Source organism: Rhodoferax ferrireducens, assembly GCF_049302455.1.
Taxonomy (GTDB): domain Bacteria; phylum Pseudomonadota; class Gammaproteobacteria; order Burkholderiales; family Burkholderiaceae_C; genus Rhodoferax; species Rhodoferax ferrireducens_B.
In genome coordinates this window covers 43,565-66,203 of record NZ_JBAQMD010000052.1, presented here as the reverse complement: position 1 = coordinate 66,203, position 22,639 = coordinate 43,565, and the positions used below count along the sequence as shown (strand labels likewise).

Sequence of the window (22,639 nt, the reverse complement as noted above, 5' to 3'; positions counted from 1 at the left end):
ATGATTGATTTGTATTACTGGCCCACGCCCAACGGCTGGAAAATCTCCATCATGCTGGAAGAATGCAAGCTGCCGTACCAGTTGATCCCGGTGAACATTGGCAAGGGTGAGCAGTTTGCACCCGCATTTTTGGCGATCAGTCCCAACAACCGCATGCCCGCCATCGTGGACCATGATCCCGCCGGGGGTGGCGATCCGATCGCGGTGTTTGAGAGTGGTGCCATTCTGATTTACCTCGCTGAGAAAACCGGGCTCTTCATGCCGGGCGATGTACGCGGCAAGACCCAGGTCTTGCAGTGGTTGATGTGGCAAATGGGGGGGCTCGGCCCGATGGCGGGGCAGAACGGTCATTTTTTGCTCTATGCGCCCGAAAAAGTACCCTACGCCATCGATCGCTATGGCAAAGAGGTGAACCGACTGTATGGCGTGCTCAACACCCAACTGGGGAAAACCGGCGCGTTTGTGGCCGGGCCCGACTACTCCATTGCCGACATGGCAATTTTCCCCTGGATCCGGACCCATCAGGCGCAGCAGGTGTCTCTCGACGAATTCCCCCACATCAAGCGCTGGTACGACACGCTGTTCCTGCGCCCGGCCGTCCTGCGCGGGCTTGATCTGCTCAAAGACTTGCGCGCCGGCACGATGAGCGAAGAGGCGCGCAAGGCATTGTTTGGACAAACGGCGCAAAGCGTGCGGACCGGTGATCACAAACTCATTTGAAAGATGCCCCCCATGATTGAATTTTTCTTTGATTGTTCCAGCCCCTGGACCTATCTGGCTTTTCACAACCTGCAGCCCCTGGCCGCCGAATTGGATGAGCCGGTGCACTGGCGACCTGTACTGGTGGGCGGTATTTTTAACGCCGTCAACCCCAGCGTCTACGCCATGCGCGACAACCCGGTGCCCGCCAAATGGACTTACATGCTCAAAGACCTGCAGGACTGGGCACGCGAGGCGGGTCTGAAGATTGTCTTCCCGCCCCGGGTCTTTCCAGTCAACAGTGTCAAAGCCATGCGTGGCTGTCTCTGGCTGGAGCCGCAGGGCAAGCTGCTGCCTTTTGCCACGGCCGTGTTTGAGGCCTACTGGGCGCGCGAGGAAGACATTTCGCAAGACGCCGTGCTGCTAAAAATATGCAATCAGGTCGGTATCGATGGTGACGCGTTTTTGGCTGGCATCGCGCAGCCCGCCATCAAGGCGCAACTCAAAGCCAACACCGAAGAAGTGATTGCGCGTGGCGGCTTCGGTTCGCCCACGCTCTACCTCGGCGACGACATGTACTTTGGCAACGACCGCTTGCCACTGCTCAAGGCCGCCATCCTGCGCAAACGCGCCGCGTCGTTGTAATGGCGGACACCCAGGTCGATGCATCGGCGTTTGATTCGCCTTTCGTTTTTTCGGCTGACGGCCACAAATCCCTGTATTTCACCCTCGACCAATTGCAAAGCCGCATGTGCAGCGCGCATCCCGACCAACTGGAGGTGGACTACACGCGCACGATGATGGGTTTCTTGCTGTTTAACAGCCGCCCGGCACGCATCGCCATGATTGGGCTCGGAGGTGGCTCGCTGCTGAAGTTTTGCTACCGTCACCTGCCCAATTCACAACTCACGATGGTCGAGATCAACCCCAAGGTGATTGCGCTGCGCCACGAGTTTGAGGTGCCGGAAGATGCTCAGCGCATCGAGCTTGTTTGCGCTGACGGGGCCGACTTTGTCCGTGACGCGGCGGCCAACAACCCCATCGGCTATGACGTGCTGCTGGTAGACGGCTTTGACAGCGAGGGGCTGGCGCCCAGCCTGTGTTCACAACGTTTTTACAACGACTGCTATCAGGCACTTTCACCGCAAGGTGTCATGGTCGCCAACCTGCACCATGACGATCCCAAACACGCCCTCTTCACAGCACGCATCCGGCTTGCTTTCGATGGCAATTTGCTTGAAGTTGCCTCACAGGAAAAAAGCAACAGCATTCTTTTTGCGCGCAAAGGCAGCCCCATTTCAATCGACGACATACGGCAAAGCAACCCGCTGAAGAACTTTGACCCCGAAGTACGCACTCAACTGCAACGCGAATTTGCGCGCATTTCCTGGGCGGCGACGCAGGTCGCCTAGTGCACCGTTTAATGCAGTTGCACGCCGGTCTTGGCCTGCAGCTCTTCGATCGTCACACCGGGCGCCATCTCCACCACTTTCAGACCATGCGGCGTCACATCCAGCACCGCCAGGTCGGTGATGATGCGATCGACCACGCCGACACCCGTCAGTGGCAGTGTGCAGTTGGGCAAGATTTTCAAATCAATGCTGCCATCCTTCTTTTTGGCCACGTGTTCCATCAGCACGACCACGCTCTTGACGCCGCCCACCAAGTCCATCGCACCACCCATGCCTTTGACCATCTTGCCGGGGATCATCCAGTTGGCCAGATCGCCTTTCTCGCTCACTTGCATGGCACCCAGAATGCTCAGATTGATCTTGCCGCCGCGAATCATGGCAAAGCTGTCGTGGCTGCCGAAGATGGACGAGCCAGGGATCGTGGTCACGGTCTGTTTGCCGGCGTTGATCAGGTCAGCATCCACTTCATCTTCGGTGGGAAACGGGCCGATGCCCAGCATGCCGTTTTCACTTTGCAGCCAGACCTCGATGTCGGGTGACACAAAGTTCGCCACCAGGGTTGGCAAGCCAATCCCGAGGTTGACGTAGAAGCCGTCTTGTAATTCTTCTGCCGCTTTGGCAGCCATCTGTTCGCGTGTCCAGGCCATGATCAGACTCCTGCTTTCTTGGTCGATGTTTCTGTGATCGTTCTTTGCTCAATTCGCTTCTCGGGATGAGCATTAAGCACAATCCGGTGCACGTAGATTCCCGCCAAGTGAACCGAATCGGGGTCGAAGGTGCCAACCTCGACGATTTCCTCGACCTCAGCCACCGTGATCTTGCCCGCCATGGCCACCGCCGGGTTGAAATTGCGCGCCGTGCGCCTGAACAGCAGATTGCCGCTCTTGTCGGCCTTCCATGCCTTGACCAAGGACACCTCTGGCACGAGGGCGCGCTCCATGATGTAGACATGACCGTCAAACTCGCGCGTCTCCTTGCCTTCGGCCACCAGCGTGCCCACCCCTGTGCGGACGTAAAAGGCCGGAATACCGGCACCACCGGCGCGCAGTTTTTCTGCCAGTGTGCCTTGCGGCGTGAACTCCAACTGCAACTCGCCTGCCAGGTATTGACGTTCAAACTCCTTGTTCTCGCCGACATAGCTGGAGATCATCTTGCTAATCTGGCGCGTACCCAGCAGCTTGCCCAGGCCAAAACCATCGACACCTGCGTTGTTGGAGATGACGGTCAGGTCTTTGACACCGCTGGCGCACAGGGCGTCAATCAGGGCCTCGGGAATACCGCACAGGCCAAAGCCACCAACGGCCAGTAACTGGCCATCTTTGACAATGCCTTCCAGTGCTTTGGCCGCGTTGGGGTAAATTTTGTTCACTGCGCAATCTCCTTTAAAGAAATAATGACCTTACGATACTACTTAACTTCATACGTAGTTTTTCGTAAAGTACAAACCCTAAGTCCTGGTCACCCACAACGCATGGATATTGATTACCGTCTTGCTTTCGATCTGGCGCCAGTCGGCCTCGCCCTCTCAAGCAACCGCAGCATGCTGGACTGCAACCGCCACCTGTGCGAGATGTTTGGCGCCTCGCGTGAATTATTGGTGGGTCAGTCATTTCAGGTGCTGTACCCCAGCGCCATTGAATTTGAGCGCACCGGATCGCGCATTGCGCCGATTCTGAACCGCAACGGCACCTACGCCGACGACCGCATCATGAAGCGCGCCAACGGCGAAACCTTCTGGTGCCACGTGACCGGCCGCGCGCTGAACCCGAGCGCGCCGCATGAGACGGGCATCTGGACCTTTGAAGACTTGAGTTCGCGTCGCCCGGTCAAGGCAGAGTTGACGGCACGTGAACGCGAGGTCGCGGCACACCTGATGGGCGGATTGACCAGCAAGGAAATAGGCAAGACGCTGGCGATCAGCCACCGCACGGTGGAAATCTACCGTGCCCGTCTGATGCGCAAGTACACAGCCTCCAACACCGGGGACCTGGTGCACAAGCTGATGGCGGGTTGAGGTAACCACACAAGTCAGCCGCTAACGGCCAATAATATCCATCAAATTGGCCTGTATCCCCCGTAAAATAAGCGTATAGTGCTATTTCTTTTATAGCATTTTTCAAGCGAACGGCAGCTGGACCGGGCTCGACGCAGTTGCCGCCACCTGGACCCGGTTGCGGCCATTTTCTTTAGCCAGGTACATGGCTGCATCGGCGCTTTTGAGCAAATTATTTTCGTTTTGACCATGCTCGGGGAAAATGGCAATGCCGATGCTCGATGAAATATGGATCCGGTGCTCGCCGATTTCAAAGACCAGGTTCAATGCGGCAAGAATTTTTTCAGCGACCAGCGTGGTCGCCTGCACCGTTTCGAGATCCGGCAACATCACGACAAATTCGTCACCGCCGATCCGCGCCACGGTGTCGGATTCGCGCCGCACGCAGTCCAGCAAACGCCGTGCCACTTCCTGGAGCAGCAAGTCGCCCACCTGATGGCCGAGCTGGTCATTGACCGGTTTGAATCTGTCAAGATCCATGAACATCAAGGCCAGCTGCGTTTTGTCGCGCCTGGCCTTGGCGATAGCCTGGCGCAAGCGGTCTGAGAACAAGGCGCGATTGGGCAAATTGGTGAGGACGTCGAAATGCGCCAGGTGCTGCATGCGCGCCTCGCTCGCCTTGCGTTCGGAAATGTCAGAGAACACCGCCACATAGTGGGTGGGCACGCCTTGCTCATCGCGCACTTGCTTGATGGAAAGCCATTCAATGAAAAGATTGCCGCTTTTGCGGCGGTTGCAGATTTCGCCATGCCAGTTACCGGTGGTGGTGAGCTTTGCCCACATGTCCTGGTAGAACTTCGCGGAATGCGTGCCGGACGCCAGGAGTTTGGGGTTTCTGCCAATGACCTCACTGGCGAAGTAGCCCGTAATCACGGTGAACGCCGGATTGACCGAGATGATTTCATTGCGCATGTTGGTCACGGTCACGGCCTCGTCCATGGTCAGGATGACGGTAGAGGCCAGGCGCAAGGCTTCCTCACGCTCATGACGCTCGGTGATGTCCGTGTGCGTACCAATCATGCGCAAGGGCCGGCCTTGCGCATCGCGCGCCACCACCATGCCGCGCGAGAGTATCCATTTCCAGCTGCCATCCCTGCATTGCATGCGCCGCTCGTTGGCGTAGCTTGGCTTTTCTCCGGCGAAATAAGTCGCCCGGTCGGCTTCTATCCGGGCCAGGTCATCAGGGTGGACACGCGCGTCCCAAGCCTCGGTGTTATTTTCCAGCTCATCGGCGGTAAAGCCATAGATTTCCTTGTAGCGCTTGGAGAACACGACTTCACCGGTCTGCAAGTTGCGGTCCCATACGCCGTCGCCAGCGCCTTCAAGAGCAAACTTCCAGCGCTCCTCACTCAAAGCCAGTGCGTGCTGGGCTCTTTTGCGTTCCTGATTCTGCTCAATGATTTGATCCTGAGCCTTTTTGACAATGATGAACACCACCAGGTAAAGCAGCGTCAACAGCGCGATCACAGCGGCGACCAGAACCCACTGCCGCTGACCGACCTCCGCCAGGACCGAGGTGGCATCGCGGTAGATTTCGAACACGCCGCTGACTTGACCCGTCACGGGGTCGTAGCGCGGAATATAGCTCTCGATGACGTCACGGTCTTGTAATTCGCCCTCAAATGAGCTGATCTGATTTTGATGCACGAGTTCGGAACTGTTCAAACCGCGCAAGCCATTGATCACACCCGCGTTATCGCTCTTGTCCTCGCCAATCTGATTGAGTTCGGTTGAATAAACCGTCCTGCCCCGCAAGTCATACACCTTGATTTTGTAAATCCTGGTGCCATTGAGAAGCTTCAGCACTTCTTGGTGCAGCGCGGGAATCTGTGGCGCTGTCGGCAGCTGCGCGCTGGGCCGGTCAACCACCGACAGGACCAAGGGGCCAAAGTGCTCCTCCCACATCTCATTGGCAATGATCCTGGCATGGTTGATGTGTTCACTCTGGTAGCCGTTGATCAGGGCATCCACCGACAGCGTGCGAAAGACGTAACCCAGCAACACCGCAACCACCACAAAGGCGACCAGACTGGCAGTGGCGAAATAACGCAACAATCTGAAGTCGGATTTGCCGCCCACGGCTGAGCCGACGGCGTCATTGGATTCGGCTGTCACGGAAACCTTCAGTGTTGGAATTTGCTTTGTCACGCAAAGTGATGAAAAGGATCTTGATCGAGAATCATTGTAGTTAACAGCACCGGCTAACCCGGCCCACATCCGGATGCGCCGATTGAATCGGTCCATCTGTTAAAAGACTAAATATCCATTTATTTTCGAATGACCAAGCTGATGCTCAATTCACCTCACCCTGTCGCTACCGAACCTGTCACCAGCCCACCCCCGGTGATCCGCTGGCTTGAAGCGGGCCAGGAGTGTTCCGCACGTTGGCGTTCAGAACGTGGCGCACCGCCGCCCAAGCGGGTTGTTCTGGCGGATGACACCACAACCGCCGATGTCGCCTACCGACTGGCCTGCGAAGGCACGGCCCTGCTCTGGCGTGGCGACTTTCACAACGCACGGCAATTGCTGCAGGCGCTGGCGCGGCGCGCCGACCAGGTTCCAACCCGCAAGCGCAAAAAAGCCGCCCAGGAAGTACCGGTGGTGGACGCATTTCACCGCCACCGCCTGGCCCAGTCGCAGCGAGCCCGCATGCTGGGCATGCTGCTGATCCCGTTCAATGCCGACTACAGCATTCCCTTGCGCCGTGCCCCGGACGTCACAATGGCCTGCACCGAGGCCTGGGGCCCGGCCGATGCGACGGCAGGCGCTTGCGTGGCGTCCCTGCGTGAACTGTCCGGCATCACCAGCGCACACGAGTGGCGCAGAAAAGGCGTTGAAATTGCAGCGCTCGGCGAGCCCCCCCACAACCGTATTCATCCGCACTACGGCGTGTTCTCCCCGGTGCGGGGTGAATACATCCATCTGGTCGCCACGGCGCACTTGCCCAAAGCCCCGACCGGGCAGACCACGCTGACGGCCTTCGATATCGGCACCGGCACCGGTGTGCTGTCAGCCGTGCTGGCACGGCGCGGCGTCAACAGAATCGTGGCCACCGATCAAGATCCGCGCGCGCTGGCCTGCGCGCGGGACAATATTGCGCGCTTGAACGTGGAAGACAAAGTTCAATTGGTCCAGACTGATCTGTTTCCCGAGGGTCAAGCCTCGCTCGTGGTGTGCAACCCGCCCTGGCTGCCGGCGCGGCCCAGCTCGCCGATTGAACGCGCGGTGTATGACGAGGGTGGACGCATGCTGGCAGGATTTCTGAAGGGTCTGACCGCGCACCTGGCACCCAAAGGTGAAGGCTGGCTGATCCTGTCCAACCTGGCCGAACACCTGGGTCTGCGCACGCGCGCTGAACTGCTTGAGGCTTTCGAGCGCAACGGCTTGCGGGTGGTGAGCCGCATCGACGCCAAACCGCAACATCCCAAGGCGACGGATGCCAGTGATCCGCTGGCAAATGCGAGATCGCGCGAAGTGACCTCACTCTGGCGCTTGGCGGCCATTTAGCCATCACATGAAGGGGCCCTGGGTAACATGGTCGACGCCGGCGCCAGTCCCTTCTTCAAGCAGATGCCCCCAAAAATTGCTTTTGATCGAAGAGGTTGAGCCAAAAACTATAATTGCTGCATAGATTCAGGATCACCCTGCTGGTCCACGTCGATGAAATATTGCTTTTTGTGGGCAAGCAAACCATACTGCGCCAGCACACCTTGAGTAGCAGACGACATGACCAACAGCAAAGACAGTGGATTTCCAGAACTCATCCACAACGAAGCGGATCAGGCCACGCGGCCCATGCCGCTGCATGAACTACCGCGGCAATTCCAGATTGACCAAGAGATGGCAGTCATCCGCCAGCATCACGCGCGCATCGCCAGCGCCATCGACATGTTTTGGGGTCACAAGGATTGCGTCGAATACTTGCGTCAACTGATCCTCAGCGGCGGTGACGGCGTCGGCAGAACAAGAGTTGGATTCAAGCACGAGGTCCTGGCAGCCTTCATGCACCTCATCAGGCTGCACGACACGCCAGAAATTTGACCCACTGTCCGGTCAAAGCACCCCTGTCACCCCTCAAACAGGCCCACTGATGGAACGACTTCGAATTGACAAATGGCTGTGGGCCGCCCGTTTTTACAAAACGCGCAGCCTGGCCAGCGACGAAATTGACAAAGGCCGGGTCCAGGTCAACGGCGTGGCGGTCAAGCCCGCGCGCGAAGTGAAAGCCGGCGACACGGTGCAACTGCGCAGTGGCGCCATCCTTCGCAGCGTGGTGGTGCAAGGCGTGAGCGACAAGCGGGGCCCGGCACCGGTGGCGGCGCTGCTATTCCAGGAAACCGCTGATTCCATCGCCAGCCGCGCGGCCGCCGCCGAGCAACGCCGCCTGGCGCCTGAACCGGCCCTGAGCCTGACGCAAGGCCGACCGACCAAGCGCGACCGCCGCGACACCGAAAAAGCACGCAGCGGCCAAGTCCACGAATGGGACCAGCGCTGGAGCGCCTCTATCGACACCTGAACCTGCCAAGCAGGATCGGCACACGCAAGGCATTGACAGCAGCCTCAGGCAACGCGTGTGATCGTGGCGGGCTTGAAGCCCAGATCGGCCACCTTGCCTTTGCGCCCGCGCAGCGCCCGGGCGTTGTTGAGGCTGCGGATTTCCAGCGTTTCATCGCGCGGCTTGCCGCCTCGGCCCAAACCTTCAATCTTGACGCTGCGGGTATAGGCGCAAGCACCGGCCAGCGCGTCCTTGTCTTCCAGATCGATCAGCATCAGCCCGCGCCCGCCGGTGGCCATGGTCTTGAGCTGGCTGATCTCGAAGGTCAAAATGCGCCCGCCCACCGAGGCACAGGCCACATGCGTGGCAGCCGGCCAGGGCGCTGCTCCCGAGCCTCCCGCCACCGGCGACGGCCGGCACAAAATTTCACCCGCATTGCAAGTGACAAAGGCTTTGCCCGCTTTCAGACGCGATGTCATGTTTTCCACCGAAGCCAGAAAACCGTAGCCGCTCGAGCTGCTGAGCAGCAGCGTCGCCGTGGCCGGGCCGGCAAAGTAGTACAGCAGCTGGGTGCCCGCCTCGAGTTCCAGCAGGCTGGTCATCGGCTGGCCATCACCACGGGCGCCTGGCAACAAGGACACCGCCACTGAATAGACCCGCCCGTTGCTGCCAAAGGCCAGCAGCGTGTCCACCGTGCGGCACTCGAAGGTGTCGTAGAGCGCGTCGCCGGCCTTGAAGTTGTATTCCGCTTGCGCACCGCCGTTGGCGGCACGTTCGCTGGCCCAGCCTTTTTGGGCACGCACCCAGCCTTTTTGACTCACCACCACGGTCACGGCCTCATCGACCACCTTGACTTCGAGCACCGCTTTTTTCTCGGCCTGGATCAATGTCCGGCGCGGGTCGGCAAAGGTTTTGGCATCCGCCTCGATCTCCTTGATCATCAGGCGGCGCAGCGCACTCGGGCTGCCCAGAATTTCCTCCAGCTTCTGCTGTTCGCCGCGCAGTCCGGCCAACTCCTGCTCGATCTTGATGGCCTCCAGACGGGCCAATTGGCGTAAGCGGATTTCCAGAATATCTTCAGCCTGCCGATCCGACAGATGGAACCTGGCGATCAGCGCCGCCTTGGGCTCGTCGGCCTGGCGAATGATGGCAATCACTTCGTCAATGTTGAGCAGCACCAGCGCGCGCCCTTCCAGAATGTGAATGCGATCGAGCACCTTGCTCAAGCGATGTTGTGAGCGCCGCTCGATGGTTTTCTGGCGGAATGCTATCCACTCGGTGAGCATTTGTCGCAGCGATTTTTGCGTCGGGCGGCCGTCGAGCCCGATCATGGTGAGATTGATCGGCGACGAGGTCTCCAGGCTGGTGTGCGCCAGCAGCGTGGTGATCAGCTCCTGCTGGCTGATGCGACTGGTCTTGGGCTCGCACACCAGACGCACGGCGGCGTCTTTGCTGGATTCGTCGCGCACCCCGTCGAGCACCGACAGCAGCGTCGCCTTGAGCTGGTTTTGCTCCAGCGAGAGCGCTTTTTTGCCAGCCTTGACTTTGGGGTTGCTCAGCTCTTCAATCTCTTCCAGCACCCGTTGCGTGCTGACCCCCGGCGGCAACTCGGTCAGCACCAGACGCCACTGGCCGCGCGCCAGGTCTTCAATCTTCCAGCGCGCCCGGCATTTGAGTGAACCCCGCCCGCTGCGATAAGCCTCGGCGATGTCCTCGGCACTGCTGATGATCTGGCCGCCACCTGGATAGTCAGGACCGGGAATCAAGGCGAACAAATCCGACTCGCTGAGCTGGGGCGACTTGATCAGTGCGATGCAGGCATCGGCCACCTCGCGCAGGTTGTGGCTCGGGATTTCAGTGGCCAGCCCGACCGCAATGCCGCTGGCGCCATTGAGCAGATTGAACGGCAAGCGCGCGGGCAACTGGCTCGGCTCCTGCGTCGAGCCGTCGTAGTTGGGAATGAAATCAACCGTACCCTCATCGATTTCATCGAGCAGCAGGCCGGTGATTTTGGCCAGTCGCGCCTCGGTGTAACGCATGGCCGCGGCGCCGTCGCCGTCACGCGAGCCAAAGTTGCCGTGACCGTCAATCAGCGGGTAGCGCTGTGAAAAGTCCTGCGCCATGCGCACCGCAGCGTCATACACCGATGAGTCCCCATGCGGGTGAAAGCGCCCCAGCACGTCACCGACTATGCGAGCAGATTTGACCGGCTTGGCCCCAGTATTACCGTTGGGCCCGCCAAAGCCCAGCCCCATGCGCGACATGGAATACAAAATGCGCCGCTGCACCGGTTTCTGGCCGTCGCAGACATCGGGCAAGGCGCGGCCCTTGACCACGCTCAGGGCGTATTCAAGATAAGCACGCTGCGCGTAGGTGGCCAGGTTCAGGGCGTCATCGTCGGCGCCAGCGCCCGCATCCGGGCCAGCGGGAAAATCCAGGGTGGTTTGATCACTCATGACAACAATTCAGTCTCGGTTGGGAGGGCTCGGTTGAGCTTGCCATCGCTATATAAAAAGTAGCTAATCAGGCAGGCAGGACGGGGGCTAGAGCCCTAAAAGTCTTAAATATCAATCTCCACCGCATCACCATGCAATTCCATCAACTCACGTCGGGCAGCAGCCTCACCCTTGCCCATCAGTTGGGTGAACAGACCTTGCGTCTGCAAAAAGTCGATGCTGCCCAGGTGCACCGGCAACAAGCGCCGGGTATCGGGGTTCAGGGTGGTGTCCCACAGCTGCTCGGCATTCATTTCACCCAGGCCCTTGAAGCGGCTGATGCTCCAGGCGCCCTCGCGCACGCCTTCCTTGCGCAGTTTGTCCAGAATGGCGGTCAGTTCGCCCTCATCGAGCGCGTAGGCCTTGGAAGCTTGCTTCTTGCCACGCGCGGGCGCATCGACACGAAACAAAGGCGGCCGGGCCACAAAAATACGGCCGGTCTCGATCAGCTTGGGGAAATGTTTGAAAAACAGCGTCAGCAGCAGTACCTGGATGTGTGAACCGTCCACATCGGCATCCGACAAGATGCAGACCTTGCCGTAACGCAGCCCGCTCAGGTCGGGCGTGTCATTGGGGCCATGCGGATCGATGCCAATCGCCACCGAAATATCGTGGATTTCATTATTGGCAAACAGGCGGTCGCGCTCCACTTCCCAGGTGTTGAGCACCTTGCCCCGCAGCGGCAAAATCGCCTGGTTCTCTTTGTCGCGCCCCATCTTGGCGCTGCCGCCGGCCGAGTCGCCTTCGACCAGAAACACCTCGTTGTAGGCCAGGTCGCGGCTTTCGCAATCGGTCAGCTTGCCCGGCAGCACGGCCACACCCGAACCCTTGCGTTTCTCGACCTTCTGACCGGCTTTCTGACGCGTCTGCGCCGCCTTGATCGCCAGCTCCGCCAGCTTCTTGCCGTACTCCACATGCTGGTTCAGCCACAGCTCCAGCGCCGGGCGCACATAGTTTGAGACCAGCCGCACCGCATCGCGCGAGTTCAGCCGCTCCTTGATCTGGCCCTGAAACTGCGGGTCCAGCACCTTGGCCGACAACACGTAGCTGGCGCGGGCAAACACATCTTCGGGCATCAATTTCACACCCTTGGGCAAGAGCGAATGCAGCTCGATAAAGCTCTTGACCGCCGTGAACAGACCGTCGCGCAAGCCGGCCTCGTGCGTGCCGCCAGCCGTGGTGGGGATCAGGTTGACATAACTTTCACGCACCAAAGGACCGTCCTCGGTGAAGGCGACGCACCAGGAGGCGCCCTCGCCTTCGGCAAAATTGTCATGCTGGGCATCGGCAAACCCATCGCCCTCGAACACCGGAATCACCAGCTCGCCGGCCAGGGTTTGCATCAGGTAGTCCAGCAGACCGCCCTTGAACAGCCAGTTTTGCGTCTCTTTGGTTTTCTCGTTGACCAGCGTCACGGTGACACCCGGCATCAGCACCGCCTTGCTGCGCAGCAGATGCACCAGTTGCGCCATCGGCAGCGCCAGTGTTTCAAAATATTTGGCGTCCGGCCAGACCCGCACGGTGGTGCCGGACTTGCGCTCACCCTGGGCTTGTTCCCGCACTCTCAAAGGCTCAATCACGTCACCACCCGCAAACACCAGACTGGCGACCTTGCCCTCCCGGTAGGTGGTGGCCTCCAGCCGCGTCGCCAGCGCGTTGGTGACACTCACCCCCACGCCATGCAAGCCGCCCGAGAAGCTGTAGGCGCCGCCCTTGCCCTTGTCAAACTTGCCGCCGGCGTGCAGTTGTGTGAACACCAGCTCGATCACTGGCGCATTTTCCGTCGGGTGCAGGCCGAATGGAATGCCGCGGCCGTCGTCCTCGATGCTGACCGAGCCGTCAAGGTGCAGTACCACCCTGATCTTCTTGCCATGCCCGGCCAGCGCCTCGTCAGCGGCGTTGTCGAGCGCTTCCTGGATCACATGCAGCGGCGTGTCGGTGGTGGTGTACATGCCCGGGCGCTGCTTGACGGGCTCCAGCCCTTTCAGCACACGGATCGAGGCTTCAGAGTATTCGTTGGTGGGTTTGAGTGCCATAGGGGCCGAATTGTAATCGGCTGTATGAAACTACAGCCCTTATCCCCTTGACCGCCGCCGCACCAAGTCTGAACCCGGTAGCGGCTACAAGCCCAAGGTGGTGGCCGGAAATCCGGGCGTGCTGTCACGGATTTTTTCGTCCAGCAGCTGGCGCAGCAACACGCTGCGCTCGGGATCGAAGCCCCAGACGCCGACACTGCGCAGCGGATCAAGCCGCTGCATGAACCAGGACCGGCTCCAGATCGCGCTCGGGCAATCGGCGAGTGCCGCATCCCGGCAGACGTGGCAATCGATGATGTGGCCCCAGGTCTGGCGCCAGGCCACGAAACGCGGCTGCTGGCGCACCACCTCATCAAAACGCGTCGCCAGCAGCGTCATGTGTCGCCCCGCCTTGGACCAGGCCTGCAAGGATTCAACCACCGAGCGCTCGCGCAAGGGCCAGTCCTCAAACGTGGCATCGCTCAAGACAATCTCTGGCCAGCCCTCACGCGCGGCACAGGCGAGCGCGTCACGCACGCCTTGCGCGAAGTCGATGCGACCGGAAAAACGGCCGCTGGGCAAGGGTGCAGGCGTCTCAGCGTTCATGCAACCACCCCGCTTCCAGCCAATCTTGCAGCAGACACCGGGCCTCAAGACTGACACGGCCCAAGTCTTGCGCACTGAGATAGCGCTGGTCTGCCAGGCGCCGCATCAGGGTCGCATCGCGCCCACCGGAGCGAAAGCTCTCCCCGTTGATGAAAATGTGTTTGGCATCAAACATCATCTTGCTGCGCCGATCCAGCTGGATTTGCCCGCCCTGCCCGGCCAACGCCTGATCCGCCGGATGCGTGATCGGCTCGGTGGCATCGAACCACACATTGGCCTTGGGCTCGGTCATATACTCCCCCAGGGCGCGCCCCAGCGCGGCCGGGTCTTTGAGTGCGTCCTGCAAGGCGTCACGCGCAAATTCGACCAATTGCGCCGGGATTTCGCCCGGTTGCGTCACCGCCGTCTGCTTGGGGTCACGGTACACCGACACACCGACCGCGTCTTCTGCATCTTCTGCCAGGCGCTGCAACAGCTCGCGCGCCAGTTCTGCCCGGCTCGGTGACCTGAAGCCAATCGAATAAGTCATGCATTCGCCCAGGGCAATGCCGTCATGGGCATGCAACAGCGGCAGGTACAGCATGTCGCCGGGCTCCAGCACAAATTCTTCTTCCGGCTCAAAGTGGGCCAGAATTTTCAAGGGCACATCCGGCTGCAAGGTTCGGTCCGGTTGGCGCCCGATGCGCCAGCGCCGGCGCCCCTGTGCCTGCAGCAGAAACACGTCGTAGCTGTCGAAGTGCGGTCCCACACCGCCGCCATCAGTGGCGTAGCTGATCATCAAGTCATCGAGCCGGGCGTCCGGCACAAAGCGAAATTGCTTCATCAGCGCATGCACGGCGTCATGCTGCAAATCGACCCCCTGCACCAGCACGGTCCAACCCGGGCGGCTCAAAGCTGGCAAGGCACGGCGCGCGAAAGGTCCGAGCTTGAGTTGCCAGCCGGGCGTCTGGCCGGGCTGCTGCACCACTAGACGTGCCTGACCGTCCTCGTGCCCGGCCAGTTCAAACAACGCCGCCCGGTCCAGCAAGGGCTTGAAGTCGGGAATGGCCTGGCGGATCAGCAAGGGCTTTTTTTGCCAGTGCCGTTTCATGAATAATTGCGGGCTTAAACCACCCAGCAAGGGCAAGGGCTTCGAGATATCCATTTGTTTCTCCGGTCACTTCTGGGTTCAACCACTGACACATTTCAAACTGCGACAATTCTCCTATGGAAATCAATCAACAATGCGTGGTCGCGCTGACCTGGACCTTAAAAGACACCTTGGGTGAAGAACTTGACGTGCTGACCGAGCCGGTCGAATTTCTGGTCGGGGGCGACGATCTGTTTCAAGCCATCGAAGACGCGCTGCAAGGCCATGCAGCGGGCGCCAAGCTGGAACTGCAAATCGAACCCGAACAAGGCTTTGGCGACTTCAACGACCAACTCGTGTTTCTGGAATCGCGCCAACTGTTCCCGCCTGAGCTGGAAGAAGGCATGACTTTCGAGGGCACCTCACTGCCCGCCGGCTGCAATCCAGACGCACCCCAGGACGCCTGGTACACCGTGACCGAAATCTACCCGGACCATGTGGTGCTGGATGGCAACCACCCCTTGGCCGGTATCGCCTTGCGCTTGAGCCTGAAGGTCGAAGCAGTGCGGGAAGCGACTGAAGAAGAGATTGGCCGCGGATCGGCCGGGACCGGCTTTTTCAGGATTCAGGCCGTGCATGCCAACGTCTTGGGCAATGACACGCTGCATTGAAATTTGCTTCAAATTCAATAGCTGACTACGCAGTGGCCGCAAGGTCTAGAAGCCTAAAACACTGATAACGTCCAGCCACTGGAGCCAGCCTCACCCCTTGCCGGTGGAGCCGTAGCCGCCCTCCCCGCGCGCGCTGGCCGGGAATTCGCTCACCACATTGAACTGTGCCTGCAGCACCGGCACGATCACCAGTTGCGCAATGCGCTCCATCGGCTCGATCGTGAACGCCACATCGCTGCGGTTCCAGGCGCTCACCATCAGTTGCCCCTGGTAGTCGCTGTCGATCAGGCCGACCAGATTGCCCAGCACGATGCCGTGCTTGTGACCCAGGCCGGAGCGCGGCAGGATCATGGCGGCAAACTTCGGATCTTTCAGATAAATGGCGATGCCAGTCGGCACCAACTGCCAGGCATTGGGCAGCAGCGTGAGCGGCGCGTCCAGGCAGGCGCGCAAATCCAGTCCGGCGCTGCCCGGCGTGGCGTAAGCGGGCAACTGCTCCGCCATGCGGGGGTCGATAATCTTGACGTCAATTTTGATCATTCTGGCCTCTAGCCCTCGTCTTTGTTGATATATGCGCTATTAATTTACGAGCAATATTGATTTTTGAATCACGCGCCAGTTCTTGCACCCCCGACGCCTCCACCAGCAGCAAGGCGTTGTCATCTTGCCCAAAGGTGGCCGGGCCGATGTTGCCAACCAGCAGCGGCACGCCTTTGCGCAAGCGCTTGGCCTGGGCGTTGGCCAGCAGGTCCTGGCTCTCAGCCGCAAAGCCGACGCAAAACAAGTCACCCGATTGCGCCCGGAGCGACTGCGCCAGGGTGGCCAGAATGTCCGGGTTTTCCACAAAGCTCAGGGTTGGCACCACGCCCGAGCCGTCCTTTTTGATTTTTTGCTCGGCAGCCGATGCGGGTCGCCAGTCGGCCACTGCCGCTGTCGCTACAAAAATAGTAGCTGTCTGCGCATAGTCCACGGTGGCTGCCAGCATATTTTGTGCTGACGTCACGTTGATGCGATGGACGCCGCGCGGCGTTGGCAGGTGCACCGGCCCGGCCACCAGCGTGACAGCCGCCCCGGCTTCATGGGCGGCACGGGCGATGGCAAAACCCATTTTCCCGCTGGATAAATTGGTGACGCCTCGCACTGGATCAATCGCCTCGTAAGTCGGTCCGGCGGTCACCAGCACCTGCTGGCCCAGCAGCAATTTGGGCTGGAAGAAGGAAATGACATCTTCCAGCAACTCGTGCGGCTCCAGCATGCGGCCGTCGCCTGTTTCGCCACAGGCTTGATCACCGCAGCCGACGTCAAACACAGTGGCCCCGTCCGCCTTCAACTGCACCACGTTGCGTTGGGTAGCGGGATGGGCCCACATCTCACGGTTCATGGCCGGCGCCAGCAGCAGCGGCACCTGATCAAGCGGGCGCGCCAGGCACATCAGGCTGAGCAGATCATCGGCCTGACCATGTAACAGTTTGGCCATGAAATCAGCGCTGCAAGGCGCAATCAAAATGGCATCGGCCTCGCGGCTCAGGTTGATGTGCGCCATGTTATTGGGCGCGCGTGAATCCCACTGCGAGTCATAGACCGGGCGCTGGCTCAGCGCCTGCATGGTCACCGGCGTGATGAACTGCTGCGCCGCTGCCGTCATCACCACCTGCACGGTGGCACCCTCCTTGATCAAGGCGCGGCACAACTCGGCCGCCTTGTAGCAGGCAATGCCGCCCGTGAGCCCCAAAACGATGTGTTTTCCAGCAAGATCATTCATGCGCCGCAATGTAACAGAGCCTCAAGTTGGTTGCGTCGCGTGCTCTCAAGCCTCAACCCGACATCTATAATCTGCCTTTCCCACCTCCCCGAGCTATCAAGCTCCCTCTGACATGACCAAATTTGTCTTCGTCACCGGCGGTGTGGTGTCTTCCCTGGGTAAGGGAATCGCCTCAGCCTCCTTAGCCGCGATCCTGGAGTCGCGAGGCCTCAAAGTCACTTTAATCAAGCTCGATCCCTACCTCAACGTTGACCCCGGCACGATGTCGCCGTTTCAGCATGGCGAGGTTTTTGTCACCAACGACGGCGCAGAAACCGATCTTGATTTGGGCCACTACGAGCGCTTTGTGGAAACCCGCATGCGCAAGGCCAACAACTTCACCACCGGCCAGATCTACAAAAGTGTGCTGGAAAAAGAGCGCCGCGGCGACTATCTGGGCAAGACGGTGCAGGTGATTCCCCACGTCACCAATGAAATCCAGGATTTCGTCAAACGGGGTGCCGGTTGGGGAACTCCCGACGCGGTGGATGTTGCCATCGTCGAAATCGGCGGCACCGTGGGCGACATTGAATCGCTGCCGTTTCTGGAAGCTGTGCGCCAGATGAGCCTGAAGCTGGGGCCCAACAACAGCGCCTTTGTACACTTGAGCTACGTTCCCTGGATCGCTGCAGCCGGCGAACTCAAAACCAAGCCGACGCAGCACACGGCCAAGCAGTTGCGTGAAATCGGCATCCAGGCCGATGCCCTGTTGTGCCGGGCCGACCGGCCGATCCCCAAAGAAGAACGGGAAAAAATCTCCCTCTTTTCCAACGTGCCGGACTGGGCTGTGATCTCGATGTGGGACGTGGACACCATCTACAAAGTGCCGCGCATGCTGCACGAACAGGGCCTGGACGGGCTGATTTGCGACAAACTGCGCCTGAACACACCACCCGCCAACCTGAAACGCTGGGACGATCTGGTGTATGAAACCGCGCACCCGCAAGGCGAGGTCAACATCGTCATGGTCGGCAAGTATGTGGAGCTCAGTGACAGCTACAAATCGCTCAATGAAGCCATTCGCCACGCTGGCATGAAAAACCATGTGCGCGTCAAGATCGACTACATCGACTCGGAAACCATCACCCCCGACAACGTGACCCAGCTTGCGAAGTTTGATGCGATCCTGGTGCCAGGCGGCTTTGGTATCCGCGGCGTGGAGGGCAAAATTTGCGCCGCCCGTTTTGCGCGTGAAAACAAGGTGCCGTATCTGGGCATTTGTCTCGGCATGCAGGTCGCCACGATCGAATTCGCGCGCCACGTGGCCGGCTTGAAAGACGCCAACAGCACCGAATTTGACCCCAGCAGCCCGAACCCGGTGATCGCCCTGATCACAGAATGGAAGGATGCAGACGGCAGCATCAAGACCCGTGATGAAAACTCGGACCTCGGCGGCACCATGCGCCTGGGCGCCCAAAGTTCTGACGTGGTCAAAGGCACCCTGGCCCACAAAATCTATGGCGACGTGGTGACCGAGCGGCATCGCCACCGCTATGAGGCCAATGTGCATTTTCTGGACACGCTGCGCAAAGCGGGCCTGGTCATTTCAGCCTTCACCCAGCGCGAGCATTTGACCGAGATTGTGGAACTGCCGCAGAGCGTGCACCCCTGGTTCATGGGCGTGCAATTTCACCCCGAGTTCAACTCGACACCGTGGGCCGGGCACCCGCTGTTCATTGCCTTCATCAAGGCGGCGCTGGACCATCAGGCCGCAGGCAAAGCGCTGAAAGCGGTGGCCTGACATGAAGTTGTGTGGGTTTGAGGTGGGCCTGAACCACCCCCTGTTCCTGATCGCTGGCCCCTGTGTCATTGAATCCGAACAACTGCAGATGGACACTGCGGGTACGTTGAAGGAAATCACGGCCTCGCTGGGCATTCCGTTCATCTTCAAGAGCAGCTTTGACAAGGCCAACCGCTCCAGCGGCAGTACCTTTCGCGGCCCCGGTATCGAGCGGGGCCTGGAAATTCTGGCCAAAGTCAAGCGCGAACTCGGCGTACCCATCCTGACCGACATTCATTCGGAAGACCAGATCGCCCAGGTCGCCTCGGTGGTGGACGTGTTGCAGACGCCCGCATTTTTGTGCCGGCAAACCGACTTCATTCGCGCCGTGGCGCAGTCGGGCTTGCCGGTGAACATCAAAAAAGGCCAATTTCTGGCGCCGGGTGACATGAAAAACGTGATCGACAAGGCACGTGCGGCAGCGCGCGAAAAAGGCTTGAACGAAGACAACTTCATGGCCTGCGAACGCGGTGTCAGTTTTGGTTACAACAACCTCGTGAGCGACATGCGTTCGCTGGCCATCATGCGCGACACGGGCGCACCGGTGGTGTTCGATGCCACCCACTCGGTGCAATTGCCAGGGGGCCAGGGCACCAGTAGCGGCGGTCAGCGCGAAATGGTGCCGGTGCTGGCCCGTGCCGCCGTGGCCGTGGGTGTGGCCGGATTGTTCATGGAAACCCATCCCGACCCGTCCAAAGCATTGAGTGATGGCCCCAATGCGGTGCCACTCAAACACATGCGCGCCCTGTTGGAAACCTTGGTGGCACTCGATGCGGTGACCAAAAAAAATGGTTTTCTTGAAAACAGTTTTGCTGCCTGAGTGCGCCACCAGACAGTCAAGCTAAAGTTTTGGTTTTAATATTCCTCTTATTTAATGAAAGAACTCAATGAGTGCAATTGTTGACATCGTCGGGCGCGAAATTCTGGATTCGCGCGGCAACCCCACCGTGGAATGTGATGTGTTACTCGAATCCGGCACCATGGGCCGCGCCGCCGTGCCGTCGGGGGCCTCCACCGGCAGCCGTGAAGCGATTGAACTGCGTGACGGCGACAAGACCCGTTACCTGGGCAAGGGCGTACTCAAGGCGGTGGAACACATCAACACTGAAATCTCCGAAGCCGTGCTCGGGCTGGATGCCTCCGAGCAAGCTTTTCTGGACAAAACCCTGATTGACCTGGACGGCACCGACAACAAGTCACGTCTGGGTGCCAACGCGATGCTGGCGGTCTCCATGGCGGTGGCGCGTGCCGCCGCTGAAGAGTCTGGCCTGCCGCTGTACCGCTATTTTGGCGGCATGGGGGCCGTGCAGATGCCGGTGCCCATGATGAACGTGGTCAACGGTGGCGCGCATGCCAACAACAGCCTGGACATTCAGGAGTTCATGATCATTCCGCTGGGCGCCCCCAGTTTTCGTGAGGCCCTGCGTTACGGTGCCGAGGTGTTTCATGCCCTCAAGAAGATCATCCATGACAAGGGCATGAGCACCGCCGTGGGTGACGAAGGCGGCTTCACTCCCAGCGTGGCCAGCCACGAAGAGGCGATTCAGTTGATTCTGCAGGCTATCGATTCAGCCGGCTACACCGCGGGCGAACAGATTGCCATCGGCCTGGACTGTGCTGCCAGCGAGTTCTACAAGGACGGCAAATACCAGCTTGGGGCTGAAGGCCTGAGCTTGAACGCGCAGGAATGGACCGACATGCTGGCCACCTGGGTCGACAAATACCCCATCATCAGCATCGAAGACGGCATGGCCGAAAACGACTGGGACGGCTGGAAGATTTTGACCGACCGTTTGGGCCAACAAGTGCAAATCGTGGGTGACGACTTGTTTGTCACCAACACCAAAATCTTCAAGGAAGGCATCGACAAGGGCATTGCCAACTCGATTCTGATCAAGATCAACCAGATCGGCACCTTGACCGAGACCTTTGCCTGCATCGAGATGGCCAAGCGGGCTGGCTACACTGCCGTCATCAGCCATCGCTCGGGCGAGACCGAAGACTCCACCATTGCCGACATTGCGGTGGGCACCAATGCCGGTCAGATCAAGACCGGCAGCCTGAGCCGTTCCGACCGCATGGCCAAGTACAACCAGTTGCTGCGTATTGAAGAAGACTTGGGGGAGATTGCGTTCTACCCAGGTCGTGCGGCCTTTTACAACCTGCGCTAGTGCGCTAGCCGGATCATGGGCCATCGCGTTGTCCCGGCCGCCCTGATCGCGCTGCTCGTGATTCTTCACGCGCAGCTGTGGTTGGGCCGCGGCAGCCTGCCCAACGTGGCCCATTTGACGCAACAGCTCAGTTCACAAAAAGAGCTGAACCAGCAGGCACAGCTTGCCAACGACCGGCTCGCCGCCGAGGTGCGGGACCTGCAGGAAGGCCTGGAAATGGTCGAAGAAAAAGCCCGCATGGAGCTCGGCATGGTCAAGCCCAATGAGATCTACGTGCAGATCGCGGACCCTTCCGCGCCCCGAAACGCACGCTGAACCCCAAAAAACGCCCTTTACTGCACCGTCTCGCTCGAAGGCGGCAGATCGCCGGGCACCCTGAATAGCCGGGCCACGTCAATCGGGTCAAACCGGTAGTGCGCGCCACAAAAATCACATCCGACCTCAATTTCACCCCGTTCGCTGATGATGCTTTGCGCCTCGTCAGCACCCAGCCCCAGGATCATGCGGCTGACACGTTCCCGACTGCAGGTGCAGGAAAAATGCGGCGCGCTGTCCCCCGCCAAAGGCGCGAAGCGCAACAGCTTCTCTTCCCAGAACAGACGCCGCAGAATGGTGTCGGCATCCAGCGTCAACAGCTCTTCGCGCTTCAGGGTCGACGCCAGCAGGGCGATGCGCTTGTAATGCTCGTTGCTGCCGATTTCATCTTCATGGGCCAGACTCACCCGACTGCCAGCCAGATTGCCAACGCCTTCAAGCGGCAGGCGTTGAATCAACAGCCCGGTGGCGACTTTGTCGTCCGCCGCCAATACCAGCGTGGTGTCGAGCTGTTCACTTTGCAGCATGTAGTGTTCCAGCACGTCGCTGAACTTTTCCAGCTTTTCCCGCGCGTCACCCACCAAGGGCACCACCCCCTGGTAGGGCTGTTGACCCGGAAAACGGGTTTGAGGGTCCAGCGTGATGGCACATTTGCCCTGGTTGTTGACGTTGATCATCTGGCTCAGGCTGGCCTCAAGCGGCACATCCCCCGTGACCGTGGCCGTGGCACGCAAACCGAAATCAGCTTGCACCTCGACCACCGCCAGTTTGACCGGGCCGTCGCCAAGCACCTGCAAGATGAGTGAACCATTGAACTTGATGTTGGACTGCATCAAGGTGGCCGCCGCCACCATCTCACCCAGCATGTTTTGTACCGGCAGCGGGTAGCTGCCCGTTGCACTGTTGGCAGCGCGGCGCCGCAAAATCTCAGTCCAGGCACCGCCCAAGCGCACCAGCACACCACGCACCGGCAGACCCTCAAATAAAAATTTATGAATTTCAGACACGCAATTCTTCCCGATCCATTTCAAGTCATTTCGAACACTGAAGGGTCCGC

Annotated in this window: 22 protein-coding genes; 12 read left to right on the top strand and 10 right to left on the bottom strand. The window is 59.7% G+C overall.

Annotation, left to right across the window (positions count from 1 at the left end; genetic code table 11):
• The 3 genes from WA157_RS09365 to WA157_RS09355 are packed head-to-tail and all read left to right on the top strand — an operon-like array spanning position 1 to position 2,111.
• Positions 1–720, top strand: coding sequence for a glutathione binding-like protein (locus tag WA157_RS09365; protein ID WP_422620679.1), 720 nt, complete (start codon positions 1–3; stop codon positions 718–720).
• A 12-nt stretch (positions 721–732) separates the two neighbouring features.
• Complete coding sequence (locus tag WA157_RS09360) at positions 733–1,344, top strand: 2-hydroxychromene-2-carboxylate isomerase (RefSeq protein ID WP_422620678.1); 612 nt, start codon at positions 733–735, stop codon at positions 1,342–1,344.
• Positions 1,344–2,111, top strand: a complete 768-nt coding sequence (locus WA157_RS09355; RefSeq protein ID WP_422620677.1) for a transferase — start codon at positions 1,344–1,346, stop codon at positions 2,109–2,111. Before WA157_RS09360 ends, WA157_RS09355 begins: the two co-directional genes overlap by 1 nt.
• Positions 2,112–2,119: 8 nt before the next feature.
• Here WA157_RS09355 and WA157_RS09350 read toward each other — a convergent pair whose 3' ends face one another.
• Both WA157_RS09350 and WA157_RS09345 read right to left on the bottom strand, forming a co-directional pair.
• Positions 2,120–2,758, bottom strand: coding sequence for a 3-oxoacid CoA-transferase subunit B (locus WA157_RS09350; protein ID WP_422620676.1), 639 nt, complete (start codon positions 2,756–2,758; stop codon positions 2,120–2,122).
• 2 nt (positions 2,759–2,760) lie between these two features.
• Positions 2,761–3,480: a CoA transferase subunit A gene (locus WA157_RS09345; RefSeq protein WP_422620675.1), complete on the bottom strand. Its 720-nt coding sequence runs from the start codon at positions 3,478–3,480 to the stop codon at positions 2,761–2,763.
• Between the two features lie 102 nt (positions 3,481–3,582).
• Between WA157_RS09345 and WA157_RS09340 the strand changes: the two genes are divergently transcribed.
• Positions 3,583–4,125, top strand: coding sequence for a PAS and helix-turn-helix domain-containing protein (locus WA157_RS09340; RefSeq protein WP_422620674.1), 543 nt, complete (start codon positions 3,583–3,585; stop codon positions 4,123–4,125).
• A 102-nt stretch (positions 4,126–4,227) separates the two neighbouring features.
• Here the strand turns inward: WA157_RS09340 and WA157_RS09335 are convergent, their stop codons facing one another.
• Positions 4,228–6,279: a diguanylate cyclase domain-containing protein gene (locus WA157_RS09335; protein WP_422620673.1), complete on the bottom strand. Its 2,052-nt coding sequence runs from the start codon at positions 6,277–6,279 to the stop codon at positions 4,228–4,230.
• Positions 6,280–6,453: 174 nt separating this feature from the next.
• Here WA157_RS09335 and WA157_RS09330 point away from each other — a divergent pair, with 174 nt between their 5' ends.
• From WA157_RS09330 to WA157_RS09320, 3 genes are all read left to right on the top strand, one after another.
• Positions 6,454–7,671, top strand: coding sequence for a methyltransferase (locus WA157_RS09330; protein WP_422620672.1), 1,218 nt, complete (start codon positions 6,454–6,456; stop codon positions 7,669–7,671).
• Positions 7,672–7,890: 219 nt separating this feature from the next.
• Positions 7,891–8,205, top strand: a complete 315-nt coding sequence (locus WA157_RS09325; protein ID WP_422620671.1) for a hypothetical protein — start codon at positions 7,891–7,893, stop codon at positions 8,203–8,205.
• 49 nt (positions 8,206–8,254) lie between these two features.
• Complete coding sequence (locus tag WA157_RS09320) at positions 8,255–8,680, top strand: RNA-binding S4 domain-containing protein (protein ID WP_422620670.1); 426 nt, start codon at positions 8,255–8,257, stop codon at positions 8,678–8,680.
• Positions 8,681–8,724: 44 nt separating this feature from the next.
• On the opposite strand, the gene parC is transcribed toward WA157_RS09320, so the two are convergent.
• The 4 genes from parC to WA157_RS09300 all read right to left on the bottom strand — a co-directional run bounded on the left by parC (position 8,725) and on the right by WA157_RS09300 (position 14,919).
• Positions 8,725–11,115 (bottom strand): DNA topoisomerase IV subunit A, encoded by a 2,391-nt coding sequence (gene parC / locus WA157_RS09315; protein ID WP_422620669.1) that lies wholly within the window; start codon positions 11,113–11,115, stop codon positions 8,725–8,727.
• A 104-nt stretch (positions 11,116–11,219) separates the two neighbouring features.
• The gene (locus tag WA157_RS09310; RefSeq protein WP_422620668.1) at positions 11,220–13,190 is read right to left on the bottom strand and encodes a DNA topoisomerase IV subunit B; all 1,971 of its coding nucleotides are present in this window, start codon (positions 13,188–13,190) and stop codon (positions 11,220–11,222) included.
• 84 nt (positions 13,191–13,274) lie between these two features.
• Positions 13,275–13,775, bottom strand: a complete 501-nt coding sequence (locus tag WA157_RS09305) for a hypothetical protein (RefSeq protein WP_422620667.1) — start codon at positions 13,773–13,775, stop codon at positions 13,275–13,277.
• Positions 13,765–14,919: a JmjC domain-containing protein gene (locus WA157_RS09300; RefSeq protein WP_422620666.1), complete on the bottom strand. Its 1,155-nt coding sequence runs from the start codon at positions 14,917–14,919 to the stop codon at positions 13,765–13,767. Before WA157_RS09300 ends, WA157_RS09305 begins: the two co-directional genes overlap by 11 nt.
• 62 nt (positions 14,920–14,981) lie before the next feature.
• Here WA157_RS09300 and WA157_RS09295 point away from each other — a divergent pair, with 62 nt between their 5' ends.
• A complete protein-coding gene (locus WA157_RS09295; protein ID WP_422620665.1) occupies positions 14,982–15,515 on the top strand; it encodes an FKBP-type peptidyl-prolyl cis-trans isomerase in 534 nt (177 codons plus the stop codon).
• 90 nt (positions 15,516–15,605) lie between these two features.
• On the opposite strand, the gene dut is transcribed toward WA157_RS09295, so the two are convergent.
• Together dut and coaBC are read right to left on the bottom strand one after the other, a co-directional pair.
• Positions 15,606–16,052 carry a dUTP diphosphatase gene (gene dut, locus WA157_RS09290; RefSeq protein ID WP_422620708.1) on the bottom strand — a complete coding sequence of 149 codons (447 nt, stop codon included), beginning with the start codon at positions 16,050–16,052 and terminating at the stop codon, positions 15,606–15,608.
• Positions 16,042–17,277 (bottom strand): bifunctional phosphopantothenoylcysteine decarboxylase/phosphopantothenate--cysteine ligase CoaBC, encoded by a 1,236-nt coding sequence (gene coaBC / locus WA157_RS09285; protein WP_422620664.1) that lies wholly within the window; start codon positions 17,275–17,277, stop codon positions 16,042–16,044. The genes dut and coaBC overlap by 11 nt, the downstream gene beginning before the upstream one ends.
• Before the next feature lie 112 nt (positions 17,278–17,389).
• On the opposite strand from coaBC, the gene WA157_RS09280 reads away from it, so the two are divergent.
• The 4 genes from WA157_RS09280 to WA157_RS09265 all read left to right on the top strand — a co-directional run bounded on the left by WA157_RS09280 (position 17,390) and on the right by WA157_RS09265 (position 21,582).
• Positions 17,390–19,057, top strand: a complete 1,668-nt coding sequence (locus WA157_RS09280; protein ID WP_422620663.1) for a CTP synthase — start codon at positions 17,390–17,392, stop codon at positions 19,055–19,057.
• 1 nt (position 19,058) lies between these two features.
• Entirely contained in the window at positions 19,059–19,916 is an 858-nt protein-coding gene (gene kdsA / locus WA157_RS09275; RefSeq protein ID WP_422620662.1) for a 3-deoxy-8-phosphooctulonate synthase, read from the top strand.
• Positions 19,917–19,983: 67 nt separating this feature from the next.
• Positions 19,984–21,267: a phosphopyruvate hydratase gene (gene eno / locus WA157_RS09270; RefSeq protein ID WP_011464934.1), complete on the top strand. Its 1,284-nt coding sequence runs from the start codon at positions 19,984–19,986 to the stop codon at positions 21,265–21,267.
• A gap of 15 nt (positions 21,268–21,282) precedes the next feature.
• Positions 21,283–21,582: a septum formation initiator family protein gene (locus WA157_RS09265; protein ID WP_422620661.1), complete on the top strand. Its 300-nt coding sequence runs from the start codon at positions 21,283–21,285 to the stop codon at positions 21,580–21,582.
• A 17-nt stretch (positions 21,583–21,599) separates the two neighbouring features.
• Here the strand turns inward: WA157_RS09265 and WA157_RS09260 are convergent, their stop codons facing one another.
• Complete coding sequence (locus WA157_RS09260; RefSeq protein ID WP_422620660.1) at positions 21,600–22,589, bottom strand: Hsp33 family molecular chaperone HslO; 990 nt, start codon at positions 22,587–22,589, stop codon at positions 21,600–21,602.
• Positions 22,590–22,639: the final 50 nt, after the last annotated feature.

Coding starts and splice junctions, on each gene's coding strand:
- eno (WP_011464934.1), top strand. CDS start 19,984: ATGAGTGCAATTGTTGACATCGTCGGGCGCGAAATTCTGGATTCGCGC.
- WA157_RS09340 (WP_422620674.1), top strand. CDS start 3,583: ATGGATATTGATTACCGTCTTGCTTTCGATCTGGCGCCAGTCGGCCTC.
- WA157_RS09325 (WP_422620671.1), top strand. CDS start 7,891: ATGACCAACAGCAAAGACAGTGGATTTCCAGAACTCATCCACAACGAA.
- WA157_RS09330 (WP_422620672.1), top strand. CDS start 6,454: ATGCTCAATTCACCTCACCCTGTCGCTACCGAACCTGTCACCAGCCCA.
- WA157_RS09350 (WP_422620676.1), bottom strand. CDS start 2,758: ATGGCCTGGACACGCGAACAGATGGCTGCCAAAGCGGCAGAAGAATTA.
- coaBC (WP_422620664.1), bottom strand. CDS start 17,277: ATGAATGATCTTGCTGGAAAACACATCGTTTTGGGGCTCACGGGCGGC.
- WA157_RS09365 (WP_422620679.1), top strand. CDS start 1: ATGATTGATTTGTATTACTGGCCCACGCCCAACGGCTGGAAAATCTCC.
- WA157_RS09295 (WP_422620665.1), top strand. CDS start 14,982: ATGGAAATCAATCAACAATGCGTGGTCGCGCTGACCTGGACCTTAAAA.
- WA157_RS09265 (WP_422620661.1), top strand. CDS start 21,283: ATGGGCCATCGCGTTGTCCCGGCCGCCCTGATCGCGCTGCTCGTGATT.
- WA157_RS09305 (WP_422620667.1), bottom strand. CDS start 13,775: ATGAACGCTGAGACGCCTGCACCCTTGCCCAGCGGCCGTTTTTCCGGT.
- WA157_RS09355 (WP_422620677.1), top strand. CDS start 1,344: ATGGCGGACACCCAGGTCGATGCATCGGCGTTTGATTCGCCTTTCGTT.
- kdsA (WP_422620662.1), top strand. CDS start 19,059: ATGAAGTTGTGTGGGTTTGAGGTGGGCCTGAACCACCCCCTGTTCCTG.
- WA157_RS09320 (WP_422620670.1), top strand. CDS start 8,255: ATGGAACGACTTCGAATTGACAAATGGCTGTGGGCCGCCCGTTTTTAC.
- WA157_RS09280 (WP_422620663.1), top strand. CDS start 17,390: ATGACCAAATTTGTCTTCGTCACCGGCGGTGTGGTGTCTTCCCTGGGT.
- WA157_RS09310 (WP_422620668.1), bottom strand. CDS start 13,190: ATGGCACTCAAACCCACCAACGAATACTCTGAAGCCTCGATCCGTGTG.
- WA157_RS09360 (WP_422620678.1), top strand. CDS start 733: ATGATTGAATTTTTCTTTGATTGTTCCAGCCCCTGGACCTATCTGGCT.
- parC (WP_422620669.1), bottom strand. CDS start 11,115: ATGAGTGATCAAACCACCCTGGATTTTCCCGCTGGCCCGGATGCGGGC.
- WA157_RS09300 (WP_422620666.1), bottom strand. CDS start 14,919: ATGGATATCTCGAAGCCCTTGCCCTTGCTGGGTGGTTTAAGCCCGCAA.